At 56.1% G+C, this 23,569-nt stretch carries 26 protein-coding genes and 1 pseudogene; 19 read left to right on the top strand and 8 right to left on the bottom strand.

The genetic code is table 11. The annotated features are described in order from the left end of the window. Positions 1 to 2 precede the first annotated feature (2 nt). From pduC to pduX, 19 genes are all read left to right on the top strand, one after another. Positions 3 to 1,667, top strand: coding sequence for a propanediol dehydratase large subunit PduC (gene pduC, locus ABVM99_RS14895; RefSeq protein WP_001256896.1), 1,665 nt, complete (start codon positions 3 to 5; stop codon positions 1,665 to 1,667). Positions 1,668 to 1,677: 10 nt separating this feature from the next. Continuing rightward, positions 1,678 to 2,352 carry a propanediol dehydratase medium subunit PduD gene (pduD, locus tag ABVM99_RS14890; RefSeq protein WP_000405049.1) on the top strand — a complete coding sequence of 225 codons (675 nt, stop codon included), beginning with the start codon at positions 1,678 to 1,680 and terminating at the stop codon, positions 2,350 to 2,352. Between the two features lie 14 nt (positions 2,353 to 2,366). Beyond that, a complete protein-coding gene (gene pduE / locus ABVM99_RS14885) occupies positions 2,367 to 2,888 on the top strand; it encodes a propanediol dehydratase small subunit PduE (protein WP_001090600.1) in 522 nt (173 codons plus the stop codon). A gap of 15 nt (positions 2,889 to 2,903) precedes the next feature. Further along, complete coding sequence (gene pduG, locus ABVM99_RS14880) at positions 2,904 to 4,736, top strand: propanediol dehydratase reactivase alpha subunit PduG (protein WP_023195868.1); 1,833 nt, start codon at positions 2,904 to 2,906, stop codon at positions 4,734 to 4,736. Beyond that, positions 4,726 to 5,076 carry a propanediol dehydratase reactivase beta subunit PduH gene (gene pduH, locus ABVM99_RS14875; RefSeq protein ID WP_000377969.1) on the top strand — a complete coding sequence of 117 codons (351 nt, stop codon included), beginning with the start codon at positions 4,726 to 4,728 and terminating at the stop codon, positions 5,074 to 5,076. Before pduG ends, pduH begins: the two co-directional genes overlap by 11 nt. Before the next feature lie 18 nt (positions 5,077 to 5,094). Continuing rightward, a complete protein-coding gene (gene pduJ, locus ABVM99_RS14870; RefSeq protein ID WP_001057755.1) occupies positions 5,095 to 5,370 on the top strand; it encodes a propanediol utilization microcompartment protein PduJ in 276 nt (91 codons plus the stop codon). 3 nt (positions 5,371 to 5,373) lie between these two features. Further along, complete coding sequence (gene pduK, locus ABVM99_RS14865; protein ID WP_077684081.1) at positions 5,374 to 5,856, top strand: propanediol utilization microcompartment protein PduK; 483 nt, start codon at positions 5,374 to 5,376, stop codon at positions 5,854 to 5,856. Continuing rightward, entirely contained in the window at positions 5,856 to 6,488 is a 633-nt protein-coding gene (locus ABVM99_RS14860; protein WP_023195867.1) for a phosphate propanoyltransferase, read from the top strand. Before pduK ends, ABVM99_RS14860 begins: the two co-directional genes overlap by 1 nt. After that, positions 6,485 to 6,976 (top strand): propanediol utilization microcompartment protein PduM, encoded by a 492-nt coding sequence (pduM, locus tag ABVM99_RS14855; protein ID WP_023195866.1) that lies wholly within the window; start codon positions 6,485 to 6,487, stop codon positions 6,974 to 6,976. Before ABVM99_RS14860 ends, pduM begins: the two co-directional genes overlap by 4 nt. Positions 6,977 to 6,979: 3 nt before the next feature. Then, positions 6,980 to 7,255: a propanediol utilization microcompartment protein PduN gene (gene pduN, locus ABVM99_RS14850; RefSeq protein ID WP_000549825.1), complete on the top strand. Its 276-nt coding sequence runs from the start codon at positions 6,980 to 6,982 to the stop codon at positions 7,253 to 7,255. A 9-nt stretch (positions 7,256 to 7,264) separates the two neighbouring features. Beyond that, positions 7,265 to 8,275 carry a two-domain cob(I)yrinic acid a,c-diamide adenosyltransferase PduO gene (gene pduO / locus ABVM99_RS14845; protein WP_001029484.1) on the top strand — a complete coding sequence of 337 codons (1,011 nt, stop codon included), beginning with the start codon at positions 7,265 to 7,267 and terminating at the stop codon, positions 8,273 to 8,275. Next, a complete protein-coding gene (gene pduP, locus ABVM99_RS14840; protein ID WP_023195877.1) occupies positions 8,272 to 9,666 on the top strand; it encodes a CoA-acylating propionaldehyde dehydrogenase PduP in 1,395 nt (464 codons plus the stop codon). Before pduO ends, pduP begins: the two co-directional genes overlap by 4 nt. A gap of 11 nt (positions 9,667 to 9,677) precedes the next feature. Further along, positions 9,678 to 10,790 (top strand): 1-propanol dehydrogenase PduQ, encoded by a 1,113-nt coding sequence (gene pduQ / locus ABVM99_RS14835; protein ID WP_017441809.1) that lies wholly within the window; start codon positions 9,678 to 9,680, stop codon positions 10,788 to 10,790. Further along, on the top strand, positions 10,787 to 12,142 hold the full coding sequence (gene pduS, locus ABVM99_RS14830) for a cobalamin reductase PduS (RefSeq protein ID WP_023195876.1): 1,356 nt from the start codon (positions 10,787 to 10,789) through the stop codon (positions 12,140 to 12,142). The genes pduQ and pduS overlap by 4 nt, the downstream gene beginning before the upstream one ends. A gap of 2 nt (positions 12,143 to 12,144) precedes the next feature. Beyond that, the gene (gene pduT / locus ABVM99_RS14825) at positions 12,145 to 12,699 is read left to right on the top strand and encodes a propanediol utilization microcompartment protein PduT (protein ID WP_000075778.1); all 555 of its coding nucleotides are present in this window, start codon (positions 12,145 to 12,147) and stop codon (positions 12,697 to 12,699) included. Beyond that, complete coding sequence (gene pduU, locus ABVM99_RS14820; RefSeq protein WP_000441103.1) at positions 12,699 to 13,049, top strand: propanediol utilization microcompartment protein PduU; 351 nt, start codon at positions 12,699 to 12,701, stop codon at positions 13,047 to 13,049. Before pduT ends, pduU begins: the two co-directional genes overlap by 1 nt. A 4-nt stretch (positions 13,050 to 13,053) precedes the next feature. Continuing rightward, a complete protein-coding gene (gene pduV / locus ABVM99_RS14815) occupies positions 13,054 to 13,506 on the top strand; it encodes a propanediol utilization protein PduV (protein ID WP_000826271.1) in 453 nt (150 codons plus the stop codon). After that, positions 13,491 to 14,705, top strand: coding sequence for a propanediol utilization propionate kinase PduW (gene pduW, locus ABVM99_RS14810; RefSeq protein ID WP_000120647.1), 1,215 nt, complete (start codon positions 13,491 to 13,493; stop codon positions 14,703 to 14,705). The genes pduV and pduW overlap by 16 nt, the downstream gene beginning before the upstream one ends. 93 nt (positions 14,706 to 14,798) lie before the next feature. After that, on the top strand, positions 14,799 to 15,665 hold the full coding sequence (pduX, locus tag ABVM99_RS14805) for an L-threonine kinase PduX (RefSeq protein WP_001533066.1): 867 nt from the start codon (positions 14,799 to 14,801) through the stop codon (positions 15,663 to 15,665). Between the two features lie 33 nt (positions 15,666 to 15,698). On the opposite strand, the gene ABVM99_RS14800 is transcribed toward pduX, so the two are convergent. The 8 genes and pseudogenes from ABVM99_RS14800 to ABVM99_RS14765 all read right to left on the bottom strand — a co-directional run. Further along, entirely contained in the window at positions 15,699 to 16,034 is a 336-nt protein-coding gene (locus ABVM99_RS14800) for a DUF496 family protein (protein ID WP_000450405.1), read from the bottom strand. A gap of 244 nt (positions 16,035 to 16,278) precedes the next feature. Further along, positions 16,279 to 17,337, bottom strand: coding sequence for an FUSC family protein (locus ABVM99_RS14795; RefSeq protein WP_001200858.1), 1,059 nt, complete (start codon positions 17,335 to 17,337; stop codon positions 16,279 to 16,281). A gap of 118 nt (positions 17,338 to 17,455) precedes the next feature. Further along, positions 17,456 to 17,923 (bottom strand): DNA gyrase inhibitor SbmC, encoded by a 468-nt coding sequence (sbmC, locus tag ABVM99_RS14790; protein WP_000384326.1) that lies wholly within the window; start codon positions 17,921 to 17,923, stop codon positions 17,456 to 17,458. 150 nt (positions 17,924 to 18,073) lie between these two features. After that, positions 18,074 to 19,246 (bottom strand): serine-type D-Ala-D-Ala carboxypeptidase DacD, encoded by a 1,173-nt coding sequence (gene dacD / locus ABVM99_RS14785; RefSeq protein ID WP_031610656.1) that lies wholly within the window; start codon positions 19,244 to 19,246, stop codon positions 18,074 to 18,076. 123 nt (positions 19,247 to 19,369) lie between these two features. Then, positions 19,370 to 20,134 (bottom strand): thiosulfate reductase cytochrome B subunit, encoded by a 765-nt coding sequence (gene phsC / locus ABVM99_RS14780; protein ID WP_017441804.1) that lies wholly within the window; start codon positions 20,132 to 20,134, stop codon positions 19,370 to 19,372. Further along, complete coding sequence (gene phsB, locus ABVM99_RS14775; protein ID WP_001016242.1) at positions 20,131 to 20,709, bottom strand: thiosulfate reductase electron transport protein PhsB; 579 nt, start codon at positions 20,707 to 20,709, stop codon at positions 20,131 to 20,133. Before phsB ends, phsC begins: the two co-directional genes overlap by 4 nt. A 14-nt stretch (positions 20,710 to 20,723) precedes the next feature. Continuing rightward, a complete protein-coding gene (gene phsA, locus ABVM99_RS14770) occupies positions 20,724 to 23,000 on the bottom strand; it encodes a thiosulfate reductase PhsA (RefSeq protein ID WP_023181977.1) in 2,277 nt (758 codons plus the stop codon). A gap of 259 nt (positions 23,001 to 23,259) precedes the next feature. Continuing rightward, a pseudogene (locus tag ABVM99_RS14765) lies at positions 23,260 to 23,352 on the bottom strand (heavy metal-binding domain-containing protein); the annotation flags it as partial. Positions 23,353 to 23,569 lie beyond the last annotated feature (217 nt).

Raw genomic sequence — 23,569 nt, 5'->3', positions numbered from 1 at the left:
TCATGAGATCGAAAAGATTTGAAGCACTGGCGAAACGCCCTGTGAATCAGGACGGCTTTGTTAAGGAGTGGATCGAAGAAGGCTTTATCGCGATGGAAAGCCCGAACGACCCAAAACCGTCGATAAAAATCGTTAACGGCGCGGTAACCGAGCTGGACGGAAAACCGGTTAGCGAATTCGACCTGATCGACCACTTTATCGCCCGCTACGGCATCAACCTGAACCGCGCCGAAGAAGTGATGGCGATGGATTCGGTCAAGCTGGCTAACATGCTGTGCGATCCGAACGTCAAGCGCAGCGAAATCGTTCCGCTAACCACCGCGATGACCCCAGCGAAAATTGTCGAAGTGGTTTCGCATATGAACGTGGTTGAGATGATGATGGCGATGCAGAAAATGCGCGCCCGCCGTACTCCATCTCAACAGGCGCACGTCACCAACGTTAAAGACAACCCGGTGCAAATTGCCGCCGATGCCGCCGAAGGCGCATGGCGCGGGTTTGACGAACAAGAGACGACGGTTGCGGTAGCGCGCTATGCGCCGTTCAACGCCATCGCGCTGCTGGTTGGTTCTCAGGTAGGTCGTCCGGGGGTACTGACTCAATGCTCGCTGGAAGAAGCCACCGAGCTGAAGCTCGGCATGCTGGGCCACACCTGCTACGCCGAAACCATCTCCGTTTACGGCACCGAGCCGGTCTTCACCGACGGTGACGATACGCCATGGTCGAAAGGCTTCTTAGCCTCTTCCTACGCCTCTCGCGGCCTGAAAATGCGCTTCACCTCCGGCTCCGGCTCCGAAGTGCAGATGGGCTACGCCGAAGGCAAATCCATGCTGTATCTGGAAGCGCGCTGCATCTATATCACCAAAGCGGCTGGCGTTCAGGGGCTGCAAAACGGCTCCGTAAGCTGTATCGGCGTACCGTCTGCCGTGCCGTCAGGCATTCGTGCCGTGCTGGCGGAAAACCTGATCTGCTCTTCGCTGGATCTGGAATGCGCCTCCAGTAACGACCAGACCTTCACCCACTCCGATATGCGTCGTACCGCGCGCCTGCTGATGCAGTTCCTGCCGGGTACCGACTTTATCTCCTCTGGTTATTCCGCGGTACCGAACTACGACAACATGTTCGCCGGTTCCAACGAAGATGCGGAAGACTTTGACGACTACAACGTTATCCAGCGTGACCTGAAAGTGGACGGCGGTCTGCGCCCGGTTCGCGAAGAGGACGTTATCGCCATCCGTAACAAAGCCGCCCGCGCGCTGCAGGCCGTGTTTGCCGGAATGGGACTACCGCCGATTACCGATGAAGAAGTTGAAGCCGCGACCTATGCCCACGGTTCGAAAGATATGCCGGAGCGTAACATCGTCGAAGACATCAAGTTCGCCCAGGAAATCATCAATAAAAACCGCAACGGTCTGGAAGTCGTTAAAGCGCTGGCGCAGGGCGGGTTTACCGACGTGGCCCAGGACATGCTCAACATCCAGAAAGCCAAGCTAACCGGCGACTATTTGCACACCTCCGCCATTATCGTCGGCGACGGACAAGTGCTCTCTGCGGTTAATGACGTCAATGACTATGCCGGTCCGGCAACAGGTTATCGCCTGCAGGGAGAACGCTGGGAAGAGATTAAAAACATCCCTGGCGCTCTTGATCCCAACGAGATTGATTAAGGGGTGAGAAATGGAAATTAATGAAAAATTGCTGCGCCAGATAATTGAAGACGTGCTCCGCGATATGAAGGGCAGCGATAAACCCGTCTCGTTTAATGCGCCTGCGGCATCCACAGCACCACAGACCGCTGCGCCTGCGGGCGACGGCTTTCTGACCGAAGTAGGCGAAGCGCGCCAGGGCACTCAGCAGGATGAAGTCATTATCGCCGTCGGCCCGGCATTTGGCCTGGCGCAGACTGTTAATATCGTCGGCTTACCGCATAAGAGCATTTTGCGCGAAGTCATTGCCGGTATTGAAGAAGAAGGTATCAGGGCGCGCGTGATTCGCTGCTTTAAATCTTCCGACGTGGCGTTCGTCGCCGTGGAAGGTAACCGCCTGAGCGGCTCCGGCATCTCCATTGGCATCCAGTCGAAAGGTACTACGGTTATCCACCAGCAGGGGCTACCGCCGCTCTCCAACCTGGAGCTGTTCCCGCAGGCACCGCTGCTGACGCTGGAAACCTACCGTCAGATTGGTAAAAACGCCGCCCGTTATGCGAAACGCGAATCACCGCAGCCGGTCCCTACGCTCAATGACCAGATGGCACGCCCGAAGTACCAGGCAAAGTCGGCCATTTTGCACATTAAAGAGACCAAGTACGTCGTGACGGGCAAAAACCCGCAGGAACTGCGCGTGGCGCTTTGATAAAGGATAACTCCATGAATACCGACGCAATTGAATCGATGGTCCGGGACGTATTGAGCCGCATGAACAGCCTGCAGGGCGATGCGCCAGCAGCGGCTCCTGCGGCAGGCGGCACGTCCCGCAGCGCAAAGGTCAGCGACTACCCGCTGGCGAACAAACACCCGGAATGGGTGAAAACCGCCACCAATAAAACGCTGGACGACTTTACGCTGGAAAACGTGCTGAGCAATAAAGTCACCGCTCAGGATATGCGTATTACCCCGGAAACCCTGCGCTTACAGGCGTCTATCGCCAAAGATGCGGGCCGCGACCGGCTGGCGATGAACTTCGAACGCGCCGCCGAACTGACCGCGGTACCGGACGATCGCATTCTTGAAATCTACAACGCCCTTCGCCCCTATCGCTCGACGAAAGAAGAGCTGATGGCTATCGCCGACGATCTCGAAAACCGCTATCAGGCGAAGATCTGCGCAGCTTTCGTTCGCGAAGCGGCAACGCTGTATGTCGAGCGTAAAAAACTCAAAGGCGACGATTAACTTTAGGGGTAGACAATGCGATATATAGCTGGCATTGACATCGGCAACTCATCGACGGAAGTCGCCCTGGCGACTCTGAATGAGGCTGGCGCGCTGACAATCACCCACAGCGCGCTGGCGGAAACGACCGGGATCAAAGGCACGTTGCGTAACGTGTTCGGCATTCAGGAAGCGCTCGCCCTCGTCGCAAAGCGCGCGGGGATCAATGTCAGCGATATTTCGCTCATCCGCATTAACGAAGCCACGCCGGTGATTGGCGATGTGGCGATGGAAACCATTACCGAAACCATCATCACCGAATCGACAATGATCGGCCATAACCCAAAAACGCCGGGCGGAGCAGGCCTTGGTGTGGGTATCACGATTACGCCGGAGGAGCTGTTAACCCGCCCGGCGGACTCGTCCTATATTCTGGTGGTATCGTCAGCCTTTGATTTTGCTGATATCGCCAATGTTATCAACGCCTCAATGCGCGCCGGATACCAGATTACCGGCGTCATTTTGCAGCGCGACGATGGCGTACTGGTCAGCAACCGGCTGGAAAAATCGCTACCGATTGTCGATGAAGTTCTGTACATCGACCGCATTCCGCTGGGGATGCTGGCGGCGATTGAAGTCGCCGTGCCGGGAAAGGTTATCGAAACCCTCTCCAACCCTTACGGCATCGCCACCGTATTTAATCTCAACGCCGATGAGACGAAAAACATCGTCCCGATGGCGCGCGCGCTGATTGGCAACCGTTCCGCCGTGGTGGTTAAAACGCCATCCGGCGACGTCAAAGCGCGCGCAATACCCGCCGGTAACCTGGAGCTGCAGGCTCAGGGTCGTACCGTGCGCGTGGATGTTGCCGCCGGTGCCGAAGCTATCATGAAAGCGGTGGACGGCTGCGGCAAGCTCGACAACGTCACCGGCGAGGCCGGGACCAATATCGGCGGCATGCTGGAGCACGTACGCCAGACCATGGCCGAGCTAACCAATAAGCCCAGCAGCGAGATTTTCATTCAGGATCTTCTGGCCGTTGACACCTCGGTTCCGGTGAGCGTCACCGGCGGTCTGGCCGGGGAGTTCTCGCTGGAGCAGGCCGTCGGCATCGCCTCGATGGTGAAATCAGACCGTCTGCAAATGGCGATGATTGCCCGTGAAATTGAGCAGAAGCTTAATATCGACGTGCAGATCGGCGGCGCTGAGGCTGAAGCCGCCATTCTGGGCGCGCTGACCACGCCGGGTACCACCCGACCGCTGGCGATCCTCGACCTCGGCGCGGGCTCCACCGATGCCTCCATCATCAACCCTAAAGGCGAAATCATCGCCACCCATCTCGCCGGGGCAGGCGACATGGTGACGATGATTATTGCCCGCGAGCTGGGGCTGGAAGACCGCTATCTGGCGGAAGAGATCAAAAAATACCCGCTGGCGAAGGTCGAAAGCCTGTTCCATTTGCGCCACGAGGACGGCAGCGTGCAGTTCTTCCCGACGCCGCTGCCTCCCGCCGTGTTCGCCCGCGTCTGCGTGGTGAAACCGGACGAACTGGTGCCGCTTCCCGGCGACTTAGCACTGGAAAAAGTGCGCGCCATTCGCCGCAGCGCCAAAGAGCGCGTCTTTGTCACCAACGCCCTGCGCGCGCTGCGTCAGGTCAGTCCAACCGGCAACATTCGCGATATTCCGTTCGTGGTGCTGGTCGGCGGCTCGTCGCTGGATTTCGAAGTTCCGCAGCTGGTCACCGATGCGCTGGCGCACTACCGCCTGGTCGCAGGGCGGGGAAATATTCGCGGCAGCGAAGGCCCAAGAAACGCGGTGGCCACCGGCCTGATTCTCTCCTGGCACAAGGAGTTTGCACATGGACAGTAATCACAGCGCCCCGGCTATCGTCATTACCGTTATCAACGACTGCGCCAGCCTCTGGCACGAAGTGCTGCTGGGTATCGAAGAGGAAGGCATCCCTTTCCTGCTTCAGCATCACCCGGCTGGAGATGTCGTTGACAGCGCCTGGCAGGCGGCGCGCAGCTCGCCGCTGCTGGTTGGCATTGCCTGCGATCGACACTCGCTGGTCGTGCATTACAAGAATTTACCCGCATCGGCGCCGCTTTTTACGCTGATGCATCATCAGGACAGTCAGGCCCAACGCAACACCGGTAATAACGCGGCACGGCTGGTCAAAGGGATCCCTTTTCGGGATCTCCATGCTTAATCACAGGAGAACGGCAGTATGAATAACGCACTGGGACTGGTTGAAACAAAAGGGCTGGTCGGCGCCATTGAAGCCGCCGATGCAATGGTTAAATCCGCCAACGTACAGCTGGTGGGCTACGAAAAAATTGGTTCTGGCCTGGTTACCGTCATGGTTCGCGGCGATGTCGGCGCGGTTAAAGCAGCCGTAGATGCAGGCAGCGCGGCGGCAAGCGTCGTGGGTGAAGTGAAATCCTGCCACGTTATCCCGCGTCCGCACAGCGATGTTGAGGCCATTTTACCGAAATCAGCCTAATCGATGGCAAATAAGGAGCACCGCGTGAAGCAATCACTGGGATTACTTGAAGTTTGTGGTCTGGCACTGGCTATCAGCTGCGCCGATATCATGGCGAAATCCGCTTCTATCACGCTGCTCGCCCTCGAAAAGACCAATGGTTCAGGCTGGATGGTGATTAAAATTACCGGTGATGTGGCCTCCGTTCAGGCGGCTATCACCACCGGTGCGCATTTCGCCGAACAGCGGAATGGCCTGGTGGCCCACAAGGTTATCGCCAGGCCCGGAGAAGGGATCCTGCTCGCAGAAACGCCTCCCCCCTCCGTCATTGAACCTGAGCCTGAAACGTCAGAGATAGCTGCTGTCGTTTCTGCAGCGCCAGCAGAAGAGGCCCCGCAGGAATCAGAACTGGTCAGCTGCAATCTGTGTCTGGATCCAAAATGTCCGCGCCAGAAGGGCGAACCTCGTACGCTTTGCATTCATTCCGGCAAGCGAGGTGAAGCGTAATGGATAAAGAGCTTCTGCAATCAACGGTCAGTAAAGTTCTCGACGAGATGCGCCAGCGGCCTATTCCGCTGGGCGTCTCAAACCGTCATATCCACCTGTCCGCGCAGGATTATGAGCAGCTGTTTCCCGGCCATCCCATCAGCGAAAAAAAAGCGCTGCTGCAGCCGGGACAATACGCTGCGGAGCAAACCGTCACCCTGGTGGGACCGAAAGGGCAGCTCAAAAATGTGCGCCTGCTCGGCCCGCTGCGCTCGGTAAGCCAGGTGGAAATTTCGCGTACCGATGCGAGAACGCTGGGGATTGCCGCGCCGCTGAGAATGTCCGGCAACCTGAAGGGGACGCCGGGCATCCGCCTGGTCAGCCCCTTTGCCGAACTGGAGCTGCCTTCCGGGGTTATCGTCGCGCAGCGGCATATCCATATGTCGCCGCTTGATGCGCTGATCCTGCGGGTTTCCCACGGCGATATGGTCTCCGTGGCGATTGAAGGCGACGATCGCGGGCTGATTTTCAACAACGTGGCGATTCGCGTTTCACCGGACATGCGCCTCGAAATGCACATTGATACCGATGAAGCCAACGCCGCTGGTGCCGATAACCCGCAGGCCTTTGCCCGGCTGGTAGGCCCGCGATGAACGGCGAAATTCTGCAGCGCATTGTCGAGGAGATTGTCTCCCGACTGCAGCGCCGTGCCCAGAGCACGGCAACGCTGAGCGTTACGCAACTTCGCGATGCCGACTGTCCAGCACTGTTCTGTCAGCACGCGTCGCTGCGCATCCTGCTCGTCGACCTGCCGCTGCTGGGTCAGCTTGCGGATGCAGAAACCGACGATGCCGCCGCCCGGAAAATTCACGACGCGCTGGCGTTTGGCATCTGCGTACAGCTCAGCCTGCACAGCCAGCTGCTGCCGGTTATCCCGGTAAAAAAACTGGCTCGTCTGCCGCTGGTATTCACCGACGAGCACGGACTGCCGCTGGTTCTGCATGCGGGTTCGGTGCTGAGCTATCGCGATGTCGCGCTGCTAAGCCGGGGGCGTGTGGTTGTCCACCGCAAATGCATCGTGACCGCCATGGCGCGTGACGCGGCCAATGCGCGGAATATTCAATTAATTAAGCAGGAGTAAATCATGCATCTGGCACGAGTCACGGGCGCGGTTGTCTCCACGCAAAAATCACCTTCTTTGATTGGGAAAAAGCTGCTGCTGGTGCGTCGGGTCAGCGCCGATGGCGAACTCCCCGCCTCGCCCACCTCTGGCGATGAAGTGGCCGTGGACTCCGTCGGCGCGGGCGTCGGCGAACTGGTTTTGCTCAGCGGCGGCTCCAGCGCCAGGCACGTTTTTTCCGGGCCAAATGAGGCCATCGACCTCGCCGTTGTCGGCATTGTAGATACGCTTTCGCGTTAAGGGGCGGTTATGGCGATTTATACCCGAACAGGTGACGCTGGCACCACATCACTGTTTACCGGCCAGCGGGTGAGCAAAACCCACCCGCGGGTTGAAGCCTACGGCACGCTGGATGAGCTGAACGCCGCGCTGAGCCTGTGCGCCTGCGCCGCTGCGGATGAAAATCACCGCACCTTACTCGAGGCCATCCAGCAGCAACTTTTTTGGTTTAGCGCAGAGCTGGCCAGCGACAGCGAGCAGCCGTCGCCCAAACAGCGCTACATCAGCAGCGAAGAGATTTCGGCTCTGGAAGCCGCTATCGATCGGGCAATGGCCCGCGTCGAACCGCTGCACAGCTTTATTTTACCCGGACGCTGCGAAGCCGCGAGCCGATTACATTTTGCCCGCACGCTGGCACGCCGCGCCGAACGCCGTCTGGTTGAACTGGCAACTGAAGTCAACGTACGCCAGGTGCTAATGCGCTACATCAACCGCTTATCGGACTGCCTGTACGCCTTGGCCCGCGCGGAAGATAGCGATGCGCACCAGGCCAACATCATCCGTGAAGTTAGCAAGCGCTATCTGGCTGCCTGCCAGCCGCCCCACAGCAAGGAGACGACGCCCGTGGCCCTCTCATTCCACGATCTGCACCAGCTCACCCGCGCCGCCGTTGAACGCGCGCAGCAACTGCAGGTTCCGGTAGTCGTCAGCATCGTTGACGCGCACGGTACGGAAACTGTGACCTGGCGGATGCCGGACGCCCTGCTGGTCAGCAGCGAACTGGCGCCGAAAAAGGCATGGACCGCTGTTGCTATGAAAACGGCGACCCATGAGCTGAGCGATGTTGTTCAGCCAGGCGCGGCGCTTTATGGCCTGGAAAGTCATTTACAGGGAAAAGTGGTCACCTTTGGCGGCGGTTACGCCCTGTGGCGCGACGGCATATTAATTGGGGGTCTTGGCATCAGCGGCGGCAGCGTTGAGCAGGACATGGACATAGCACAGACCGCCATCGCGGCTATTAACGTGGGAACTCATCAATGAATACTTCTGAACTCGAAACCCTGATTCGCACCATTCTTAGCGAGCAATTAACCACGCCGGCGCAAACTCCGGCCCAGCCTCAGGGCAAAGGGATTTTCCAGTCCGTGAGCGAGGCCATCGATGCCGCGCACCAGGCGTTCTTACGTTATCAGCAGTGCCCGCTAAAAACCCGCAACGCCATTATCAGCGCGATGCGTCAGGAGCTGACGCCGCTACTGGCAACCCTGGCGGAAGAGAGCGCCAATGAAACGGGGATGGGCAACAAAGAAGATAAACTCCTCAAAAACAAGGCTGCGCTGGACAACACGCCGGGCGTAGAAGATCTCACCACCACCGCGCTGACCGGTGACGGCGGCATGGTGCTGTTTGAATACTCACCGTTTGGCGTTATCGGTTCGGTCGCGCCGAGCACCAACCCGACGGAAACCATCATCAACAACAGCATCAGCATGTTGGCGGCGGGCAACAGCGTCTACTTTAGCCCGCATCCGGGAGCGAAAAAGGTCTCTCTGAAGCTGATTAGCCTGATTGAAGAGATTGCCTTCCGCTGCTGCGGCATCCGCAATCTGGTGGTGACCGTGGCTGAACCCACCTTCGAAGCGACCCAGCAGATGATGGCCCACCCGCGAATCGCGGTACTGGCTATTACCGGCGGCCCCGGCATTGTGGCAATGGGCATGAAGAGCGGTAAGAAGGTGATTGGCGCTGGCGCGGGTAACCCGCCCTGCATCGTCGATGAAACAGCGGACCTGGTGAAAGCGGCAGAAGATATCATCAACGGCGCGTCATTCGATTATAACCTGCCCTGCATTGCCGAGAAAAGCCTGATCGTAGTGGAGAGCGTCGCCGAGCGTCTGGTGCAGCAAATGCAAACCTTCGGCGCGCTGTTGCTAAGCCCTGCCGATACCGACAAACTCCGCGCCGCCTGCCTGCCAGAAGGCCAGGCGAATAAAAAACTGGTCGGCAAGAGCCCATCGGCCATGCTGGAAGCCGCCGGGATCGCTGTCCCTGCAAAAGCACCGCGTCTGCTGATTGCGCTGGTTAACGCTGACGATCCGTGGGTCACCAGCGAACAGCTGATGCCGATGCTGCCGGTGGTAAAAGTTAGCGATTTCGATAGCGCGCTGGCGCTGGCCCTGAAGGTTGAAGAGGGGCTGCATCATACCGCCATTATGCACTCGCAGAACGTGTCGCGCCTGAACCTCGCGGCCCGCACCCTGCAAACCTCGATATTCGTCAAAAACGGCCCCTCTTATGCCGGGATCGGCGTCGGCGGCGAAGGCTTTACCACCTTTACTATTGCCACACCAACCGGTGAAGGGACCACGTCAGCGCGTACTTTTGCCCGCTCCCGGCGCTGCGTACTGACCAACGGCTTTTCTATTCGCTAACCGAGGTCGCGATGAATACCTTCTCACTACAAACGCGGTTGTACAGCGGTCAGGGCAGCCTGGCGGTGCTCAAGCGCTTTACCAATAAGCACATCTGGATAATCTGCGATGGTTTTCTGGCGCGCTCTCCGCTGCTGGATACCCTGCGTAACGCGCTGCCCGCAGATAACCGCATCAGCGTCTTTAGCGAGATAACGCCGGACCCCACCATCCATACCGTGGTGCAGGGCATTGCGCAAATGCAGGCCCTGCAGCCGCAGGTGGTAATTGGTTTTGGCGGCGGCTCGGCAATGGACGCGGCAAAAGCGATTGTCTGGTTTAGCCAGCAGAGCGGCATCAATATCGAAACCTGCGTAGCGATCCCGACCACCAGCGGCACCGGTTCGGAAGTCACCAGCGCCTGCGTAATTAGCGACCCGGATAAAGGCATCAAGTATCCGCTGTTCAACAATGCGCTGTATCCGGATATGGCGATCCTCGACCCGGAGCTGGTGGTCAGCGTACCGCCGCAGATTACCGCCAACACCGGCATGGACGTTCTGACCCACGCCCTGGAAGCGTGGGTTTCACCGCACGCCAGCGACTTTACCGACGCGCTGGCGGAAAAGGCCGCCAAACTGGTGTTCCAGTATCTGCCCACGGCGGTGGAAAAAGGCGACTGCGTGGCGACGCGCGGGAAAATGCACAACGCTTCAACGCTCGCCGGGATGGCCTTCAGCCAGGCGGGGCTGGGGCTTAACCACGCGATAGCCCACCAGCTTGGCGGACAGTTTCATCTGCCGCACGGGCTGGCCAATGCGCTGCTGCTCACGACGGTGATCCGCTTTAACGCGGGTGACCCGCGCGCCGCCAAACGCTACGCGCGGATGGCCAAAGCTTGCGGTTTTTGCCCGGCAGAAGCCAATGACGTTGCGGCAATCAATGCGCTGATTCAGCAAATCGAACTGCTTAAGCAACACTGCGCCCTTCCCTCACTGGCCGTTGCGCTTAAAGAAGGAAGATCCGACTTTTCCGCACGCATTCCGGCGATGGTGCAGGCTGCGCTGGCTGACGTTACGCTGCGCACTAACCCGCGCCCGGCCAATGCCGAAGCCATTCGGGAACTGCTGGAGGAACTGCTATGAGTACCGCCGTCAACGTCGTTGAAATGTCCCATAGCGCCGATGAAATTCGCGAGCGCGTTCGCGCAGCGGGCGTTGTGGGTGCGGGCGGCGCAGGTTTTCCCGCTCACGTCAAACTACAGGCGCAGGTAGAGATTTTTCTGGTGAACGCCGCCGAGTGTGAACCGATGCTCAAAGTTGACCAGCAACTGATGTGGCAGCAGGCCGCGCGTCTTGTTCGCGGCGTGCAGTACGCGATGACGGCAACCGGCGCGCGCGAAGGGGTGATAGCCCTGAAAGAAAAATACCGCCGGGCCATCGACGCCCTCACCCCGCAGCTGCCAGACGGTATCCGCCTGCATATCCTGCCGGATGTATATCCCGCGGGCGATGAGGTGCTGACTATCTGGATGGCAACCGGCCGCCGGGTCGCCCCGGCTGCGCTACCCGCCAGCGTCGGCGTGGTCGTCAATAACGTGCAAACGGTGCTGAATATTGCCCGGGCGGTCGAGCAGCAGTTTCCGGTCACTCGTCGCACGTTGACCGTGAACGGCGCGGTCGCCAGACCGTTGACCGTTACCGTTCCTATCGGCATGTCACTGCATGAAGTGCTGGCGCTGGCGGGCGGCGCAACGGTCGACGACCCTGGTTTTATTAACGGCGGCCCGATGATGGGTGGCCTGATTACCTCTCTTGATAACCCGGTGACGAAAACTACCGGCGGCCTGCTGGTGCTCCCCAAAAGCCATCTGCTTATCCAGCGGAGAATGCAGGACGAGCGCACGGTGCTTTCCGTCGCGCGCACCGTCTGCGAACAGTGCCGACTGTGTACCGATCTCTGCCCACGGCATCTGATCGGCCACGAACTCTCTCCGCACCTGCTGGTGCGGGCAGTGAACTTTCACCAGGCTGCCACGCCGCAGTTGCTGCTGAGCGCCCTTACCTGTTCGGAATGCAACGTTTGCGAAAGCGTGGCCTGCCCGGTGGGGATCTCGCCGATGCGCATCAACCGCATGTTAAAACGCGAGCTACGGGCGCAAAACCAGCGCTACGAAGGGCCACTGAACCCGGCCGACGAAATGGCGAAATATCGCCTGGTGCCGGTGAAGCGGCTGATCGCCAAACTGGGACTAAGCCCCTGGTACCAGGAAGCGCCGCTGGTTGAAGAAGAGCCGTCAGTAGAAAAAGTCACTTTACAGCTGCGCCAGCATATTGGTGCCAGCTCAGTACCGACTGTTGCCGTCGGCGAGCGCGTGACGCGCGGGCAATGCGTTGCCGATGTCCCGCCTGGCGCGCTCGGCGCACCCATTCACGCCAGCATCGACGGCATTGTTTCGGCCATCAGCGAACAGGCCATCACGGTTGTAAGAGGTTAACCATGTCTCAGGCTATAGGAATTTTAGAACTCACCAGCATCGCCAAAGGCATGGAGCTTGGTGATGCCATGCTGAAAAGCGCCAACGTTAATCTGCTGGTCAGCAAGACCATCTGCCCAGGTAAGTTTTTACTGATGCTGGGCGGCGATATCGGCGCTGTCCAGCAGGCCATTGAAACCGGTACGTCGCAGGCCGGCGAGATGCTCGTCGACAGCCTTGTGCTGGCAAATATTCATCCCAGCGTACTTCCGGCCATCAGCGGCCTGAACAGCGTCGATAAGCGCCAGGCGGTAGGTATCGTCGAAACCTGGAGCGTGGCGGCCTGCATTAGCGCCGCAGACCGGGCGGTGAAAGGCTCAAACGTCACCCTGGTGCGGGTGCATATGGCCTTCGGCATCGGCGGTAAATGCTACATGGTGGTGGCGGGCGACGTTTCTGACGTCAATAACGCCGTGACGGTTGCCAGCGAAAGCGCGGGCGAGAAAGGGCTGCTGGTTTACCGCTCGGTGATCCCGCGCCCGCATGAAGCCATGTGGCGACAGATGGTGGAGGGATAATGGAAAGACAACCGACAACGGATCGCATGATTCAGGAATACGTGCCGGGGAAACAGGTCACTCTCGCGCACCTGATTGCTAATCCAGGGAAAGATCTCTTTAAGAAGCTGGGCCTGCAGGATGCGGTGTCCGCCATTGGCATCCTTACCATCACGCCCAGCGAGGCGTCGATTATCGCCTGCGATATCGCCACTAAATCCGGCGCGGTGGAAATTGGTTTTCTCGATCGCTTTACCGGTGCCGTGGTGCTGACCGGCGACGTTTCCGCCGTCGAGTATGCCCTCAAGCAGGTAACGCGCACGCTGGGCGAAATGATGCAGTTCACCACCTGTTCGATCACCCGGACGTAACGTCATGAAGCGTTTGATGTTTATCGGCCCCAGCCAGTGCGGAAAAACCTCGCTGACCCAAAGCCTGCGCGGCGAAGCGCTCCATTATAAGAAAACCCAGGCCATTGAATGGTCGCCGATGGCCATCGACACGCCGGGCGAATACCTGGAGAACCGCTGCCTGTATAGCGCCTTGCTAACCAGCGCCTGCGAGGCCGACGTCATCGCCCTGGTGCTGAACGCCGACGCCCAGTGGTCGCCCTTTTCTCCGGGTTTTACCGCCCCGATGAACCGCCCGACGATTGGCCTTGTCACCAAAGCCGATCTGGCCGACCCGCAGCGTATTTCGCTGGTTGCGGAGTGGCTTACGCAGGCTGGCGCACAGCAGATTTTTATTACCAGCGCGCTGAATAACTCGGGTCTCGACGCCGTGCTGGATTTTCTGAATTCGAAGGAACCTTTATGTCTTACAAAATAATGGCCATTAACGCCGGTAGCTCATCGTTAAAATTTCAGCTGCTGGAGATGCCGCAGGGCGACATGCTCTGCCAGGGGCTGATTGAGCGTATCGGTATGGCGGATGCGCAGGTGACAATTAAGACGCACAGCCAAAAATGGCAGGAAACCGTCCCCGTTGCCGATCATCGCGATGCGGTAACGCTGCTTCTGGAAAAGCTGCTGGGTTATCAAATCATTAACAGTCTGCGGGACATTGACGGGGTGGGCCATCGTGTGGCGCACGGCGGTGAGTTTTTTAAAGACTCGACGCTGGTCACGGATGAAACGTTAGCGCAAATCGAACGTCTTGCTGAACTGGCCCCGCTTCACAACCCGGTAAACGCGTTGGGTATTCACGTTTTTCGTCAACTGTTGCCTGATGCCCCTTCCGTAGCCGTGTTTGATACGGCATTTCACCAGACGCTGGATGAACCCGCCTATATTTACCCGCTTCCCTGGCATTATTACGCGGAACTGGGGATTCGCCGTTATGGCTTTCATGGCACCAGCCATAAGTATGTCAGCGGCGTTCTGGCGGAAAAGCTGGGCGTACCACTCAGCGCATTACGGGTGATTTGTTGTCATCTTGGAAACGGTAGCAGCATCTGCGCCATCAAGAACGGGCGTTCGGTCAATACGTCGATGGGCTTTACGCCGCAGTCAGGCGTGATGATGGGCACCCGTAGCGGAGATATTGATCCCTCTATTCTGCCGTGGATAGCCCAGCGCGAAAGCAAAACGCCGCAACAGTTGAATCAGTTATTAAATAATGAGTCAGGCTTGCTGGGCGTTTCTGGCGTGTCGTCTGATTACCGCGATGTCGAACAGGCAGCCAATACCGGTAACCGGCAGGCTAAACTCGCTCTCACTCTGTTTGCCGAACGCATTCGCGCCACCATTGGCAGCTATATTATGCAAATGGGAGGACTGGATGCGCTGGTATTCACTGGGGGCATTGGCGAGAACTCAGCGCGCGCCAGATCGGCGGTTTGCCATAATTTGCAATTTTTAGGCTTAGCCGTTGATGAAGAGAAAAATCAGCGTAATGCGACATTTATCCAGACGGAGAACGCCCTGGTGAAAGTCGCCGTCATCAACACCAACGAAGAGTTAATGATCGCACAAGACGTTATGCGCATTGCGCTACCGGCCACGGAAGGGCTTTGTGTACCAGCCTGAGAGAGTTATACGACGCATTGCGGCAAGTCATGGTAATAACGCTTTTACCATGACACTATGCGCGCACACTATTCGTACCTGAAAGGTGATAACGTGGCTGTTGCGCAATGCCCCGCCTCATGTGGGGAACTTATCCAGGGATGGATTCTGGGCAGTGAGAAACTGGTCTCCTGCCCCGTTGACTGGTACAGCACCGTAGCAGTCACGGCTGCGCCGCCGTTGGTAAACGAGCGCCCATTGTCGCGGGCGATGGTGGAGCGCGTTCTGGCGCACTGGCAGTATCCTGCGCACTGGAGTAATGAGATTCGCGTCGATGTGCGTTCGTCAATTCCCGTTGCCAAAGGCATGGCCAGCAGCACCGCAGATATTGCCGCTACGGCAGTGGCAACGGCGCATCATCTTGGCCATTCGCTGGATGAAACTACCCTTGCACAGCTTTGCGTCTCAATCGAACCCACTGATAGCACCGTTTTTCATCAGTTAACGCTGTTTGATCATAATAATGCGGTCACGCAAATCGCCTGCGAGCCACCGCCGCCAATCGATTTGCTGGTACTGGAAAGTCCGGTCACACTGCGCACGCAAGATTACCACCGTCTCCCTCGCCAGCAGAAATTAATAGCAAGTTCAGCAACCTTGCAGCAGGCCTGGAATCTGGTGCAGGAAGCCTGTATAACGCAAAATCCGCTCCGACTGGGTGAGGCGGCTACGCTTAGCGCTATCGCCAGCCAGACGCTGTTACCTAAGCCAGGATTTACCGCCCTGCTGTCGCTGGTCGAAGAGTGTGATTTATACGGATTGAACGTGGCACATAGCGGTAGCGTGGTGGGTCTGATGCTGGACCGGAAACGTCATGACATTGCGCGCCTGAAAGGTAAGCTGGCAGAGAAAAAACTTACCCGACACTGGCCAAAACAACATTTACTCAAGATGGTCACTGGCGGGGTCAAACTGCAGTGAGAGCCTGATATACGCTCCCACTGCCGTAGCGCATTATTCGGCTTTTACATCGGCGTGTTTCATTTCGCCCATCGCTTTCAGCTTTTTGGAAATGTCGCGACGCTCTTTGGAGATTTCGGCATTTTTAATGATGTAGTCATCAACGCGATCTTCATAGTCGCTTTTCATGCTGGCGATGATACCCTGAATCGCCTCAACGCTCATACCTGGCTTGATGTAGTCGCTCAGGTTGTCCAGCAGCAGCACACGCTTCTGGTTGTCACGGATCTTCTTCTCAATGTCCTGAATTTCACGTTGCAGTTTATTTTTGCGACGGAACAGACGAACAAACTCCAGCACGTCCTGGAAAGAAGGCTTGGTTGTTTCCATTTTTACACCCCTGATAATGTGAGATTCGGATTCGTTAAGCAACTGCTAGTGGATAAACATTACGTTTATCCCCGTCATACTTCAAGCCGCCAGAGGAAACACCGTTACGTCGCCGCCTGTGGAAACCTGAAGGTTCGGGGATAAAATCGTTGCCAGTAGCACTCATTTTATCCTTATATTAGTATCATACTCTTAATCTTTGCTGAATCGAAGCAGCAACTAATTCATTCGCCCCATCTGCTTTTTATTTGCGCAAAGCCCGGCAGATCAAATGTGAAAGCAGTTCCAACTGTCGGGCCGTTTCCATACTTAGCCAAACATAGCCGTGGATGGGGGTTTCAGCCACCGCGTCGCCCTGCTGCTCGTTCATTAGCTGCCGCAACTCGGCAGCAATATCATTCAGTTTACCGGTGTTTGCCAGTACCGGCTGCGGGTTGCCTTCAAACAACGCGTGGGCGATCGTTAGCAAGGTTTGCTGCGTCATCTGCTGGGTTTCACGCAATGTGTGCGCGTTAAGCATCACAAAATGGCTGGCGCGCGTCGCCCAGTGGGCATTGATTTGTAATTCAAGCATACAAACCAGATTGCGGTTGATGGTCTGAATGGCCTCGAAAATAGATTTTTGTATCCGGGTTTCTTTACTGGCAGGCGTTATCAGCCCGCGCATTTTGACGACATCGTTCAGCAACCGTTGCAAATGTTTATCCAACCGGGGGCGCTCCAGCAAATTCGGCGACAGCGCTGCCTGATACACCCGATTATACGCCGTGACGCAATGCGCCAGTTGGATGCGCCAGTGCAAAAAGGCGCGCTGGGGCCAGATGCCGGTAAACAACATCGCCAGTAGCGACCCCAAAATCACATCCCCGCCACGCCATAATGCCGTATTCATATCACCAGCGGGAGCGCCGACAACAACGGCGAGCGTTATGCCTATCAGTAGCGCCTGATACGGTTTTTTCCCTAAGGCCAGCCAGCCGCACAAAAACATCGCTATCGCACACCACACCAGCATCAGCGGTAAGGAAAAGAGCTCCAGGCGTAGCGCCACCAGCCCTAACGCCGCGCCCAGGATCGTACCGCCTATGCGCTCAAAAGCACGAGGCACTACATTTCCCCAGAATGAGATGGGCCCCATAATCACCACTAACGTGATTAGCGGCCATGTGCCCTCGGGAATAGAAAACAGACGAACCAGCAGAAAGGTAAGAATGAACGCCAGGGCGATACGTATGCCATGCACGATGCGATAATGACGGTACAACCGTATTTCAAAAGGGCTTAATGACTTATCGGCACGCACGCTTGCGCTCCTTACGGGAATGGCAAAAAATGCATTGTACCTGCTTTATAGCAAAAATAGCGCACTGGCGGACGGAACACATTATCCGTCCGCTCTTTTCAGCCAGGAAACCAGTCGATCACTTCCGCTGTACCGGAATATACATTTCAATATCCCAGTATCCATCTTCCATGCCGTTATTCAGATAGGTTTCAAAACAGGGCGCAGAGGCTATCTGATAAGCGCTATCCTGCTCCAGGACGTCAAAAAACCGTTCCCACGGCTTCGCAAAGTCACGGTCTTCCACACGCGCGACAGCAGTGGCATATTCGCCGCCTTCAATGGCGGTCACGATTACGCCTTCGCTATTGTCCGGCAGGATGAAATTCTCTGCCACGGACACCACGGTATCGCAGCGGAGTTTTTCCGCAGGTACGACATCTGGATTGTCGTAATAGACGGCAATCCATTCAACTGGCACGATCCGCTGTCGATCCACCCACGTCATCAGTTGTTCAAAACCCTGCTTCACGGTGTGTTCCCATGGACCGACCATGTGGAAACCGGCTATCTTGCGTTTTTGTTCCTGCCTGATTTCGTAATCCATGCTGCCTCCGTCACTTCACTATACTGTATGAATGTACAGTATAATTACAGCCTTTTACGGTCACAAGGACAGCGTGATCATTTTGTGAGCAACCTCGCAATCCCGCCCTTTTGACACCTCAGATGACGGTGAACGGTGTGTGACAACGGCTTACGCTTTATGCTGAAAATAGTCGCTCAGACGAGAGAACATACCGCCTTTACCCACCGATTCCAGAGTGACCAGCGGCCACTGAGCGATCAGTTTATCCCGATCGTAGAGCTCTATTTCACCTACCTGTTGATGAGCGGCGATTGGTGCCTCCAGCTCTTTTCTATCCAGCACATATTTTGCTTTGATATGCGGAATTTCCGCTTTAGGCAGCGCCATCCAGAAATCCTGTCCCGTACCCAGCGCAATCTTTTCTTTGTCTCCATACCAGATTCGCTCGCTGCCCACTTTTTTACCGCTGTGCAAAATCTGCACCGTCGCAAAGTTTTGCTGGCCCCACTGCAACAGTTTTCGCGCCTGTTCCTCACGACCTTTCGAACTTTTCGCTCCCATCACGACGGCGATAAGTCGACGCTGCCCGTCCACCGCCGATGCGATAAGATTAAATCCCGCCCCCGATGTGTGTCCGGTTTTAAGCCCATCGATATGCATGGTCTTATCCCATAACAAGCCGTTGCGGTTCTGCTGCGTGATGCCGTTCCAGGTCAGGCTTTTCTCGCTGTACATGTGATAAAATTCAGGTTCGCCGTGAATAATCGCCCGGGAGAGTACGGCCAGATCATACGCGGAGCTATGTTGTCCCGGCGCATCCAGACCGTGGACGGTTTCAAAATGGGTATCCTGTAAATTGAGTTTTTTCACATAGCTGTTCATCATCGCCACAAACTGCGGCTGCCCGCCCGCGATATAATCCGCCAGCGCCACACAGGCATCGTTACCGGAATCCACGATTAAGCCACGGCTTAAATCACGCACCGACACGCGATCCCCTTCTTTTAAAAACATCAACGAGGAGCCGACAAACACCGGATTATCCTTCGCCCAGGCGTCGCGCCCAACGGTGACGATATCGTCAGGGCTGATACGATGACTATCGATGGCGCGATCGACGACGTAGCCCGTCATTAGCTTGGTAAGGCTGGCGGGATTACGTTGCTGGTGTTCATTACCGGCGGTAAGAACCTGTCCCGTAGTGTAATCCATCAACACCCAGGCGCCTGCATCAATGGCTGGCGGTTGGGGAGCAAAACTTACGGCATCGGCCGCAAGCGCAGGAGAAAGGTGCATCGCGAATAAAGAAGCGGCAATAAACAAACGGCGTTTCAACAGCATGTCCTCAGGATGGTCTCTATTTGCCGTTCTTTTTACGGAAGTTCAGTTAAACAAACATGGATAAATTGCAAGAAAATGTGACACAAGGCACATTTTCTTGCTGACATTATTTTATGGATACGCTCAGACGGCGGACTTATCCCCGCGCGGCGCGGTACGATGACGATGATAGCCGTCAACCATGCTACGGAAAATTTGTCCCGGCGTGTCGCCAAGAGTACACAGATAGAGATGCGCGCAAATAAACAGTAAGCCGATGATAGCAAGCGCCATATGCAGCACCAGCATCACAGGGCCCAGACCCGCAACCTGCGGATAGAGACACAGCAAACCGGTGATGATTAACAGCGGTACCAGCGCGTACATAATCGCCAGATATGCCAGTTGTTGCAGTGGATTGAACTTATTCTGCTCTGTTGCCGCGAACGGATGCGCTTCCCCTTTCATGATGCCAAAAAGGTAAAAACGCGTCTGGCGTATGCAGCGCGTTACCAGTCCGGAAAAATTTACCCGATAGTGACGCCCGTTACCTGTGGTGAGATTGATCAGCACAAACCCGCCCCAGAAAGCCAGTAAGGCAAAACCACACCAGGTATGCACTTGTACCATTAGCGCTACAGGGCCGAGAGAAAAATGACCAAATAAACCGCTGAACAGTAATAAAACAAACAGTAACGCATTTCCCCAATGCCAACGGCGAATCGCCAGCGAGTAGAGATAGTCACGATGCTCTTCGCCGCCCGCCGTTTTTGGCGCCAGCATCCGGCGCAATAACGCATGGATAACCAGCCCAACAAGCATGAGCAGCACCACGACGCCTGCGTAAATTAACCACAGCGGCCAATAATCTGGCGCATAATGTAGTTCCGCTCCCCAGATAGTATTCATGCTTTACCCTCCTGATGGACTTCTTTACGACGGTACAGACTGACCGCGCCGCTACGCGCCTCCTGCTGGCGATAGACCTCTTTCTGACCGACCCAGCGCTGGATCTCGCTCTCATCCAGTCTGCCGAATTTCAGCGCGTCCGTTGGGCAAACGGATACGCACGCCGGAGACTGGCCAGCCGCCAACCGCGTGTCGGCACAGAAGTTACACTTGTCGGCGACACCGGTTTGCGGATTCAAATAGCGCACATGGAAAGGACACGCGGCAACACAATAATCGCAGCCAATACAGCGCGATTTATCCACCTGCACGATCCCGTTTTCATCACGATATGACGCTCCGGTAGGACAAACGCTGACACATGGCGCATTTTCACAGTGCTGACAGGAGACGCGGACAAATTGAAAATGGGTTAGTGCGTTGGATGACTGTTCAGGGGCGCGAATTTGTACCTGTACGCGGCTAAATCCCTCCGGTACGTCATTAAGCACTTTGCAGGCAACGGTACACGCCTGGCAGCCGATACAACGTTTTTCATCATGCAGCATGACGTACTGATTCGTTAAATGATTCATGGTTCCCTCCTCCCTCATGCCCGGCTCAGCGTCACGCCTGCGGTATGCACTACCGTACCGGATACCGGACTCGTCACGTGCGGCAGTAAATTTCCGCAGTGGATACCGTGTGTCGTCGCCGCCGTTTTGGCCCCAGCTTTAGCGCCAAATCCCATATAGACAAAAAGCGTGTCCGGACGGATACCGGGCGTCACCAGCGCCTTACCTTTCTCTTTACCCGTAGCATTTTCCAGCCAGATCTCATCGCCGGTCTTAATGCCTTTTTCTTGCGCCGTTTGCGGATGGACCCAGACCGCGTTATCCCACATTAGCTCGCTGAGTAAAGGTACGTACTGCGTCGCGCCATTGGTATGCACGGCCACCTTGCCCTGAATGAAGTAAAGCTCATTCTCTTTTTTAAGCGCAAAGTCACGAACGCGCGGAACGCCGTAGCCTGGGAGCAATTCCTCCAGGGTTGCGGAATAAAGTTCGATTTTGCCGGAGGGCGATTTGAAGCGAAGCTGTTCGCCATAGGTGTTGTCGCTGTCCGTCGCGATAGCGCCGGGGTAACGCACCGTAAACTGGCGAACGGATTCTGGTTCGCGTAATAGCAGCGGAACGCCCCATTCGAGATACCCTTTCTGTCGCAGTTCCTTCGCTAAGGCATGGTCGCCGTTCAACTGATAGAGTTGGCGCGTCTGCATATCCTGCCACGGATAGTACTGCCCTAATCCCAACTGCTCGCCCAGCTCTTTCCAGATTTGCCAACTTGGACGCGCCTCGCCAATCGGCTCTACGACCTGTTGGCGCAGAGCGTAAGCCGGGTGCAGTCCCGACATATCCGATACCTCTTCGTCCCGTTCGAGATAGGTGCATTCCGGCAGCAGATAGTCGGCATATGCCGCGCTCTCGCTCAAATAGACATCGCAACTGACCACCAGATCCAGTTGCTCAACGGTTTTTACCAGGTCCGAACGACAGGTGACGGTCTGGAAAGGATTATGCCGCGACATAATCCACGCCTTTATCGGGTAAGGCTTCTCGGTTAACACCGCGTCAATAATGCTTTGCACCACGCCGCCGCCAGCGGCGATATATTTAAACTGCGGTGCGATCAAATCGATGCGTTGCGCCGTCGGTTTCGGCATATTTTTAATGTTGAGTTTCGCCAGCGTTGGCGCGACCTTTTCTCCGGCCAGTTTATTGTAAACAGACGCGTTTTTTTTCTGATATAGCCCGCCTTCGCGCTCAATATTACCAAGCAGCACATTAAGCGTAAAAATCATACGCCGCATATCGATCTCTTCCTGCGAGAACGTCGCGCGATGACCAGGACTGACAATAGCGTGAGGCGCGCAGGCGGCCAGTTCGCGTGTCACCCGGACAATAACGTCGGCTGGGACATCGGCCTGCGCGGCGGCCCATTCCGGCGTCGTCTCTTTTACCGCCTGTGCTAACTGTTCAAATCCGCTGGTATAACGCTCAACAAAAGACGCATCGTAGAGTTGTTCATCAATCATGACGTGGCACATCGCCAGCAGAACCGCTAAATCCCCCCCGGGACGAATAGCGTGCCACTCATCCGCCTTGCTGGAAAATATCGACAGACGCGGATCGAAGCTCACCATTTTGGCCCCCTTCTCCTGCGCGGTCATTAACTCATGGGTATCGGCAACTTCAATCCCTTCATACAAATTGTGGCCAAACGAAACCAAATAGCGCGTGTTAGCGATATCCATCGCCAGATCGCCGCCCATCATCACTTTTGCCGCAATGGCTTTCCCGGCAGGGCATGTTGAGGCGTGAGTAAAGGTATTAGGCGAACCAAAGGCCGTAGCCAGATGGAAAAGATGGCTGGAGAGCGAGCCCGATTTGGAAGAGAAAGCCACGCTCTCGGGGCCATGCTGCGCTTTGATGGCATTCATTTTCGCCGCGATTTCCTGGTAAGCCTGTTGCCAGCTAATCACCTGCCATTCACCGTCGCCGCGTGGCCCGGTGCGTTTCATAGGTTTTACAATCCGTTGCGGGTCATTAACCAGGCTGACGCCGCTCCCGCCCCTGGCGCATATGCGCGTCCCCTGCTGCGGCGCAGAAGGATTGCCCTGGATAAAAACGGTCTTGTTATTGACTACCTGCGCCTGAATAGGGCAACGAAAGGAACACATTTCGCACAAGCTTGGCGTTAGCGTGGTTTTACCGTTAATGCCGGCAATCGGGTTGCGCGCCAGCGCCCCGGGCGGAAAAGCGCCCAGTGCGCAGGCAGAGCAGCCGATGCCTACCCCCTGCAAAAAAGAACGACGACTAATGCTCATATAACCTCCTGTTATTAGATATAGCTGAAGATTATATTTAATTTGTATTATGAAATGTCGGCTTCAATCACAATTTGAAATAGTTGTTAAAATGAGCATACCAACACGATAACACCTTTTATTTTATAAATATTTTACATTTCCTGAACACGCACATGGACTGTCATTGAATAATCAGCAGAATTACCAAACAACCCGCTGTTAATTATAAAAATGATACAATTCCAATAACACGTAATAATATTTAAAAGAAAACGATTATTTCCTGAAAAGCGATTTCACGCGCTTTACGCAGTTCTTTCTCATACGCGCCGGAATGTCCGCCGACGATATCCCGAATGCCGGCGAAAAACGCTGACTGCGCATCGAAGCGGGTTTAGTTTTGCGCACACACGGGCTTCGTTACCCGACCCGCTCTCTTATGCCTGGATTTTTCCGCAGATACGTCAGCGTCCCACAATACGGTGACATGATGACAGGATGGACACTTTCTGAAAGAAACCTGCCAGATAACATGGTGAATTGTGATCTCCATCGCCATACCGACATATGAAGCTTACTTTTAAGGC

The organism is Salmonella sp. SJTUF15591 (genome assembly GCF_043356435.1).
In the GTDB taxonomy this organism is placed as follows: domain Bacteria; phylum Pseudomonadota; class Gammaproteobacteria; order Enterobacterales; family Enterobacteriaceae; genus Salmonella; species Salmonella enterica.
This window is presented reverse-complemented; position numbering and strand designations above follow the sequence as displayed.

Coding starts and splice junctions, on each gene's coding strand:
- pduT (WP_000075778.1), top strand. CDS start 12,145: ATGTCTCAGGCTATAGGAATTTTAGAACTCACCAGCATCGCCAAAGGC.
- dacD (WP_031610656.1), bottom strand. CDS start 19,246: ATGCTGTTGAAACGCCGTTTGTTTATTGCCGCTTCTTTATTCGCGATG.
- sbmC (WP_000384326.1), bottom strand. CDS start 17,923: ATGGATTACGAAATCAGGCAGGAACAAAAACGCAAGATAGCCGGTTTC.
- pduS (WP_023195876.1), top strand. CDS start 10,787: ATGAGTACCGCCGTCAACGTCGTTGAAATGTCCCATAGCGCCGATGAA.
- pduE (WP_001090600.1), top strand. CDS start 2,367: ATGAATACCGACGCAATTGAATCGATGGTCCGGGACGTATTGAGCCGC.
- pduP (WP_023195877.1), top strand. CDS start 8,272: ATGAATACTTCTGAACTCGAAACCCTGATTCGCACCATTCTTAGCGAG.
- pduN (WP_000549825.1), top strand. CDS start 6,980: ATGCATCTGGCACGAGTCACGGGCGCGGTTGTCTCCACGCAAAAATCA.
- pduG (WP_023195868.1), top strand. CDS start 2,904: ATGCGATATATAGCTGGCATTGACATCGGCAACTCATCGACGGAAGTC.
- pduH (WP_000377969.1), top strand. CDS start 4,726: ATGGACAGTAATCACAGCGCCCCGGCTATCGTCATTACCGTTATCAAC.
- pduJ (WP_001057755.1), top strand. CDS start 5,095: ATGAATAACGCACTGGGACTGGTTGAAACAAAAGGGCTGGTCGGCGCC.
- ABVM99_RS14800 (WP_000450405.1), bottom strand. CDS start 16,034: ATGGAAACAACCAAGCCTTCTTTCCAGGACGTGCTGGAGTTTGTTCGT.
- phsB (WP_001016242.1), bottom strand. CDS start 20,709: ATGAATCATTTAACGAATCAGTACGTCATGCTGCATGATGAAAAACGT.
- ABVM99_RS14860 (WP_023195867.1), top strand. CDS start 5,856: ATGGATAAAGAGCTTCTGCAATCAACGGTCAGTAAAGTTCTCGACGAG.
- pduC (WP_001256896.1), top strand. CDS start 3: ATGAGATCGAAAAGATTTGAAGCACTGGCGAAACGCCCTGTGAATCAG.
- pduV (WP_000826271.1), top strand. CDS start 13,054: ATGAAGCGTTTGATGTTTATCGGCCCCAGCCAGTGCGGAAAAACCTCG.
- pduU (WP_000441103.1), top strand. CDS start 12,699: ATGGAAAGACAACCGACAACGGATCGCATGATTCAGGAATACGTGCCG.
- pduW (WP_000120647.1), top strand. CDS start 13,491: ATGTCTTACAAAATAATGGCCATTAACGCCGGTAGCTCATCGTTAAAA.
- pduK (WP_077684081.1), top strand. CDS start 5,374: ATGGCAAATAAGGAGCACCGCGTGAAGCAATCACTGGGATTACTTGAA.
- pduO (WP_001029484.1), top strand. CDS start 7,265: ATGGCGATTTATACCCGAACAGGTGACGCTGGCACCACATCACTGTTT.
- phsA (WP_023181977.1), bottom strand. CDS start 23,000: ATGAGCATTAGTCGTCGTTCTTTTTTGCAGGGGGTAGGCATCGGCTGC.
- pduD (WP_000405049.1), top strand. CDS start 1,678: ATGGAAATTAATGAAAAATTGCTGCGCCAGATAATTGAAGACGTGCTC.
- pduM (WP_023195866.1), top strand. CDS start 6,485: ATGAACGGCGAAATTCTGCAGCGCATTGTCGAGGAGATTGTCTCCCGA.
- pduQ (WP_017441809.1), top strand. CDS start 9,678: ATGAATACCTTCTCACTACAAACGCGGTTGTACAGCGGTCAGGGCAGC.
- phsC (WP_017441804.1), bottom strand. CDS start 20,134: ATGAATACTATCTGGGGAGCGGAACTACATTATGCGCCAGATTATTGG.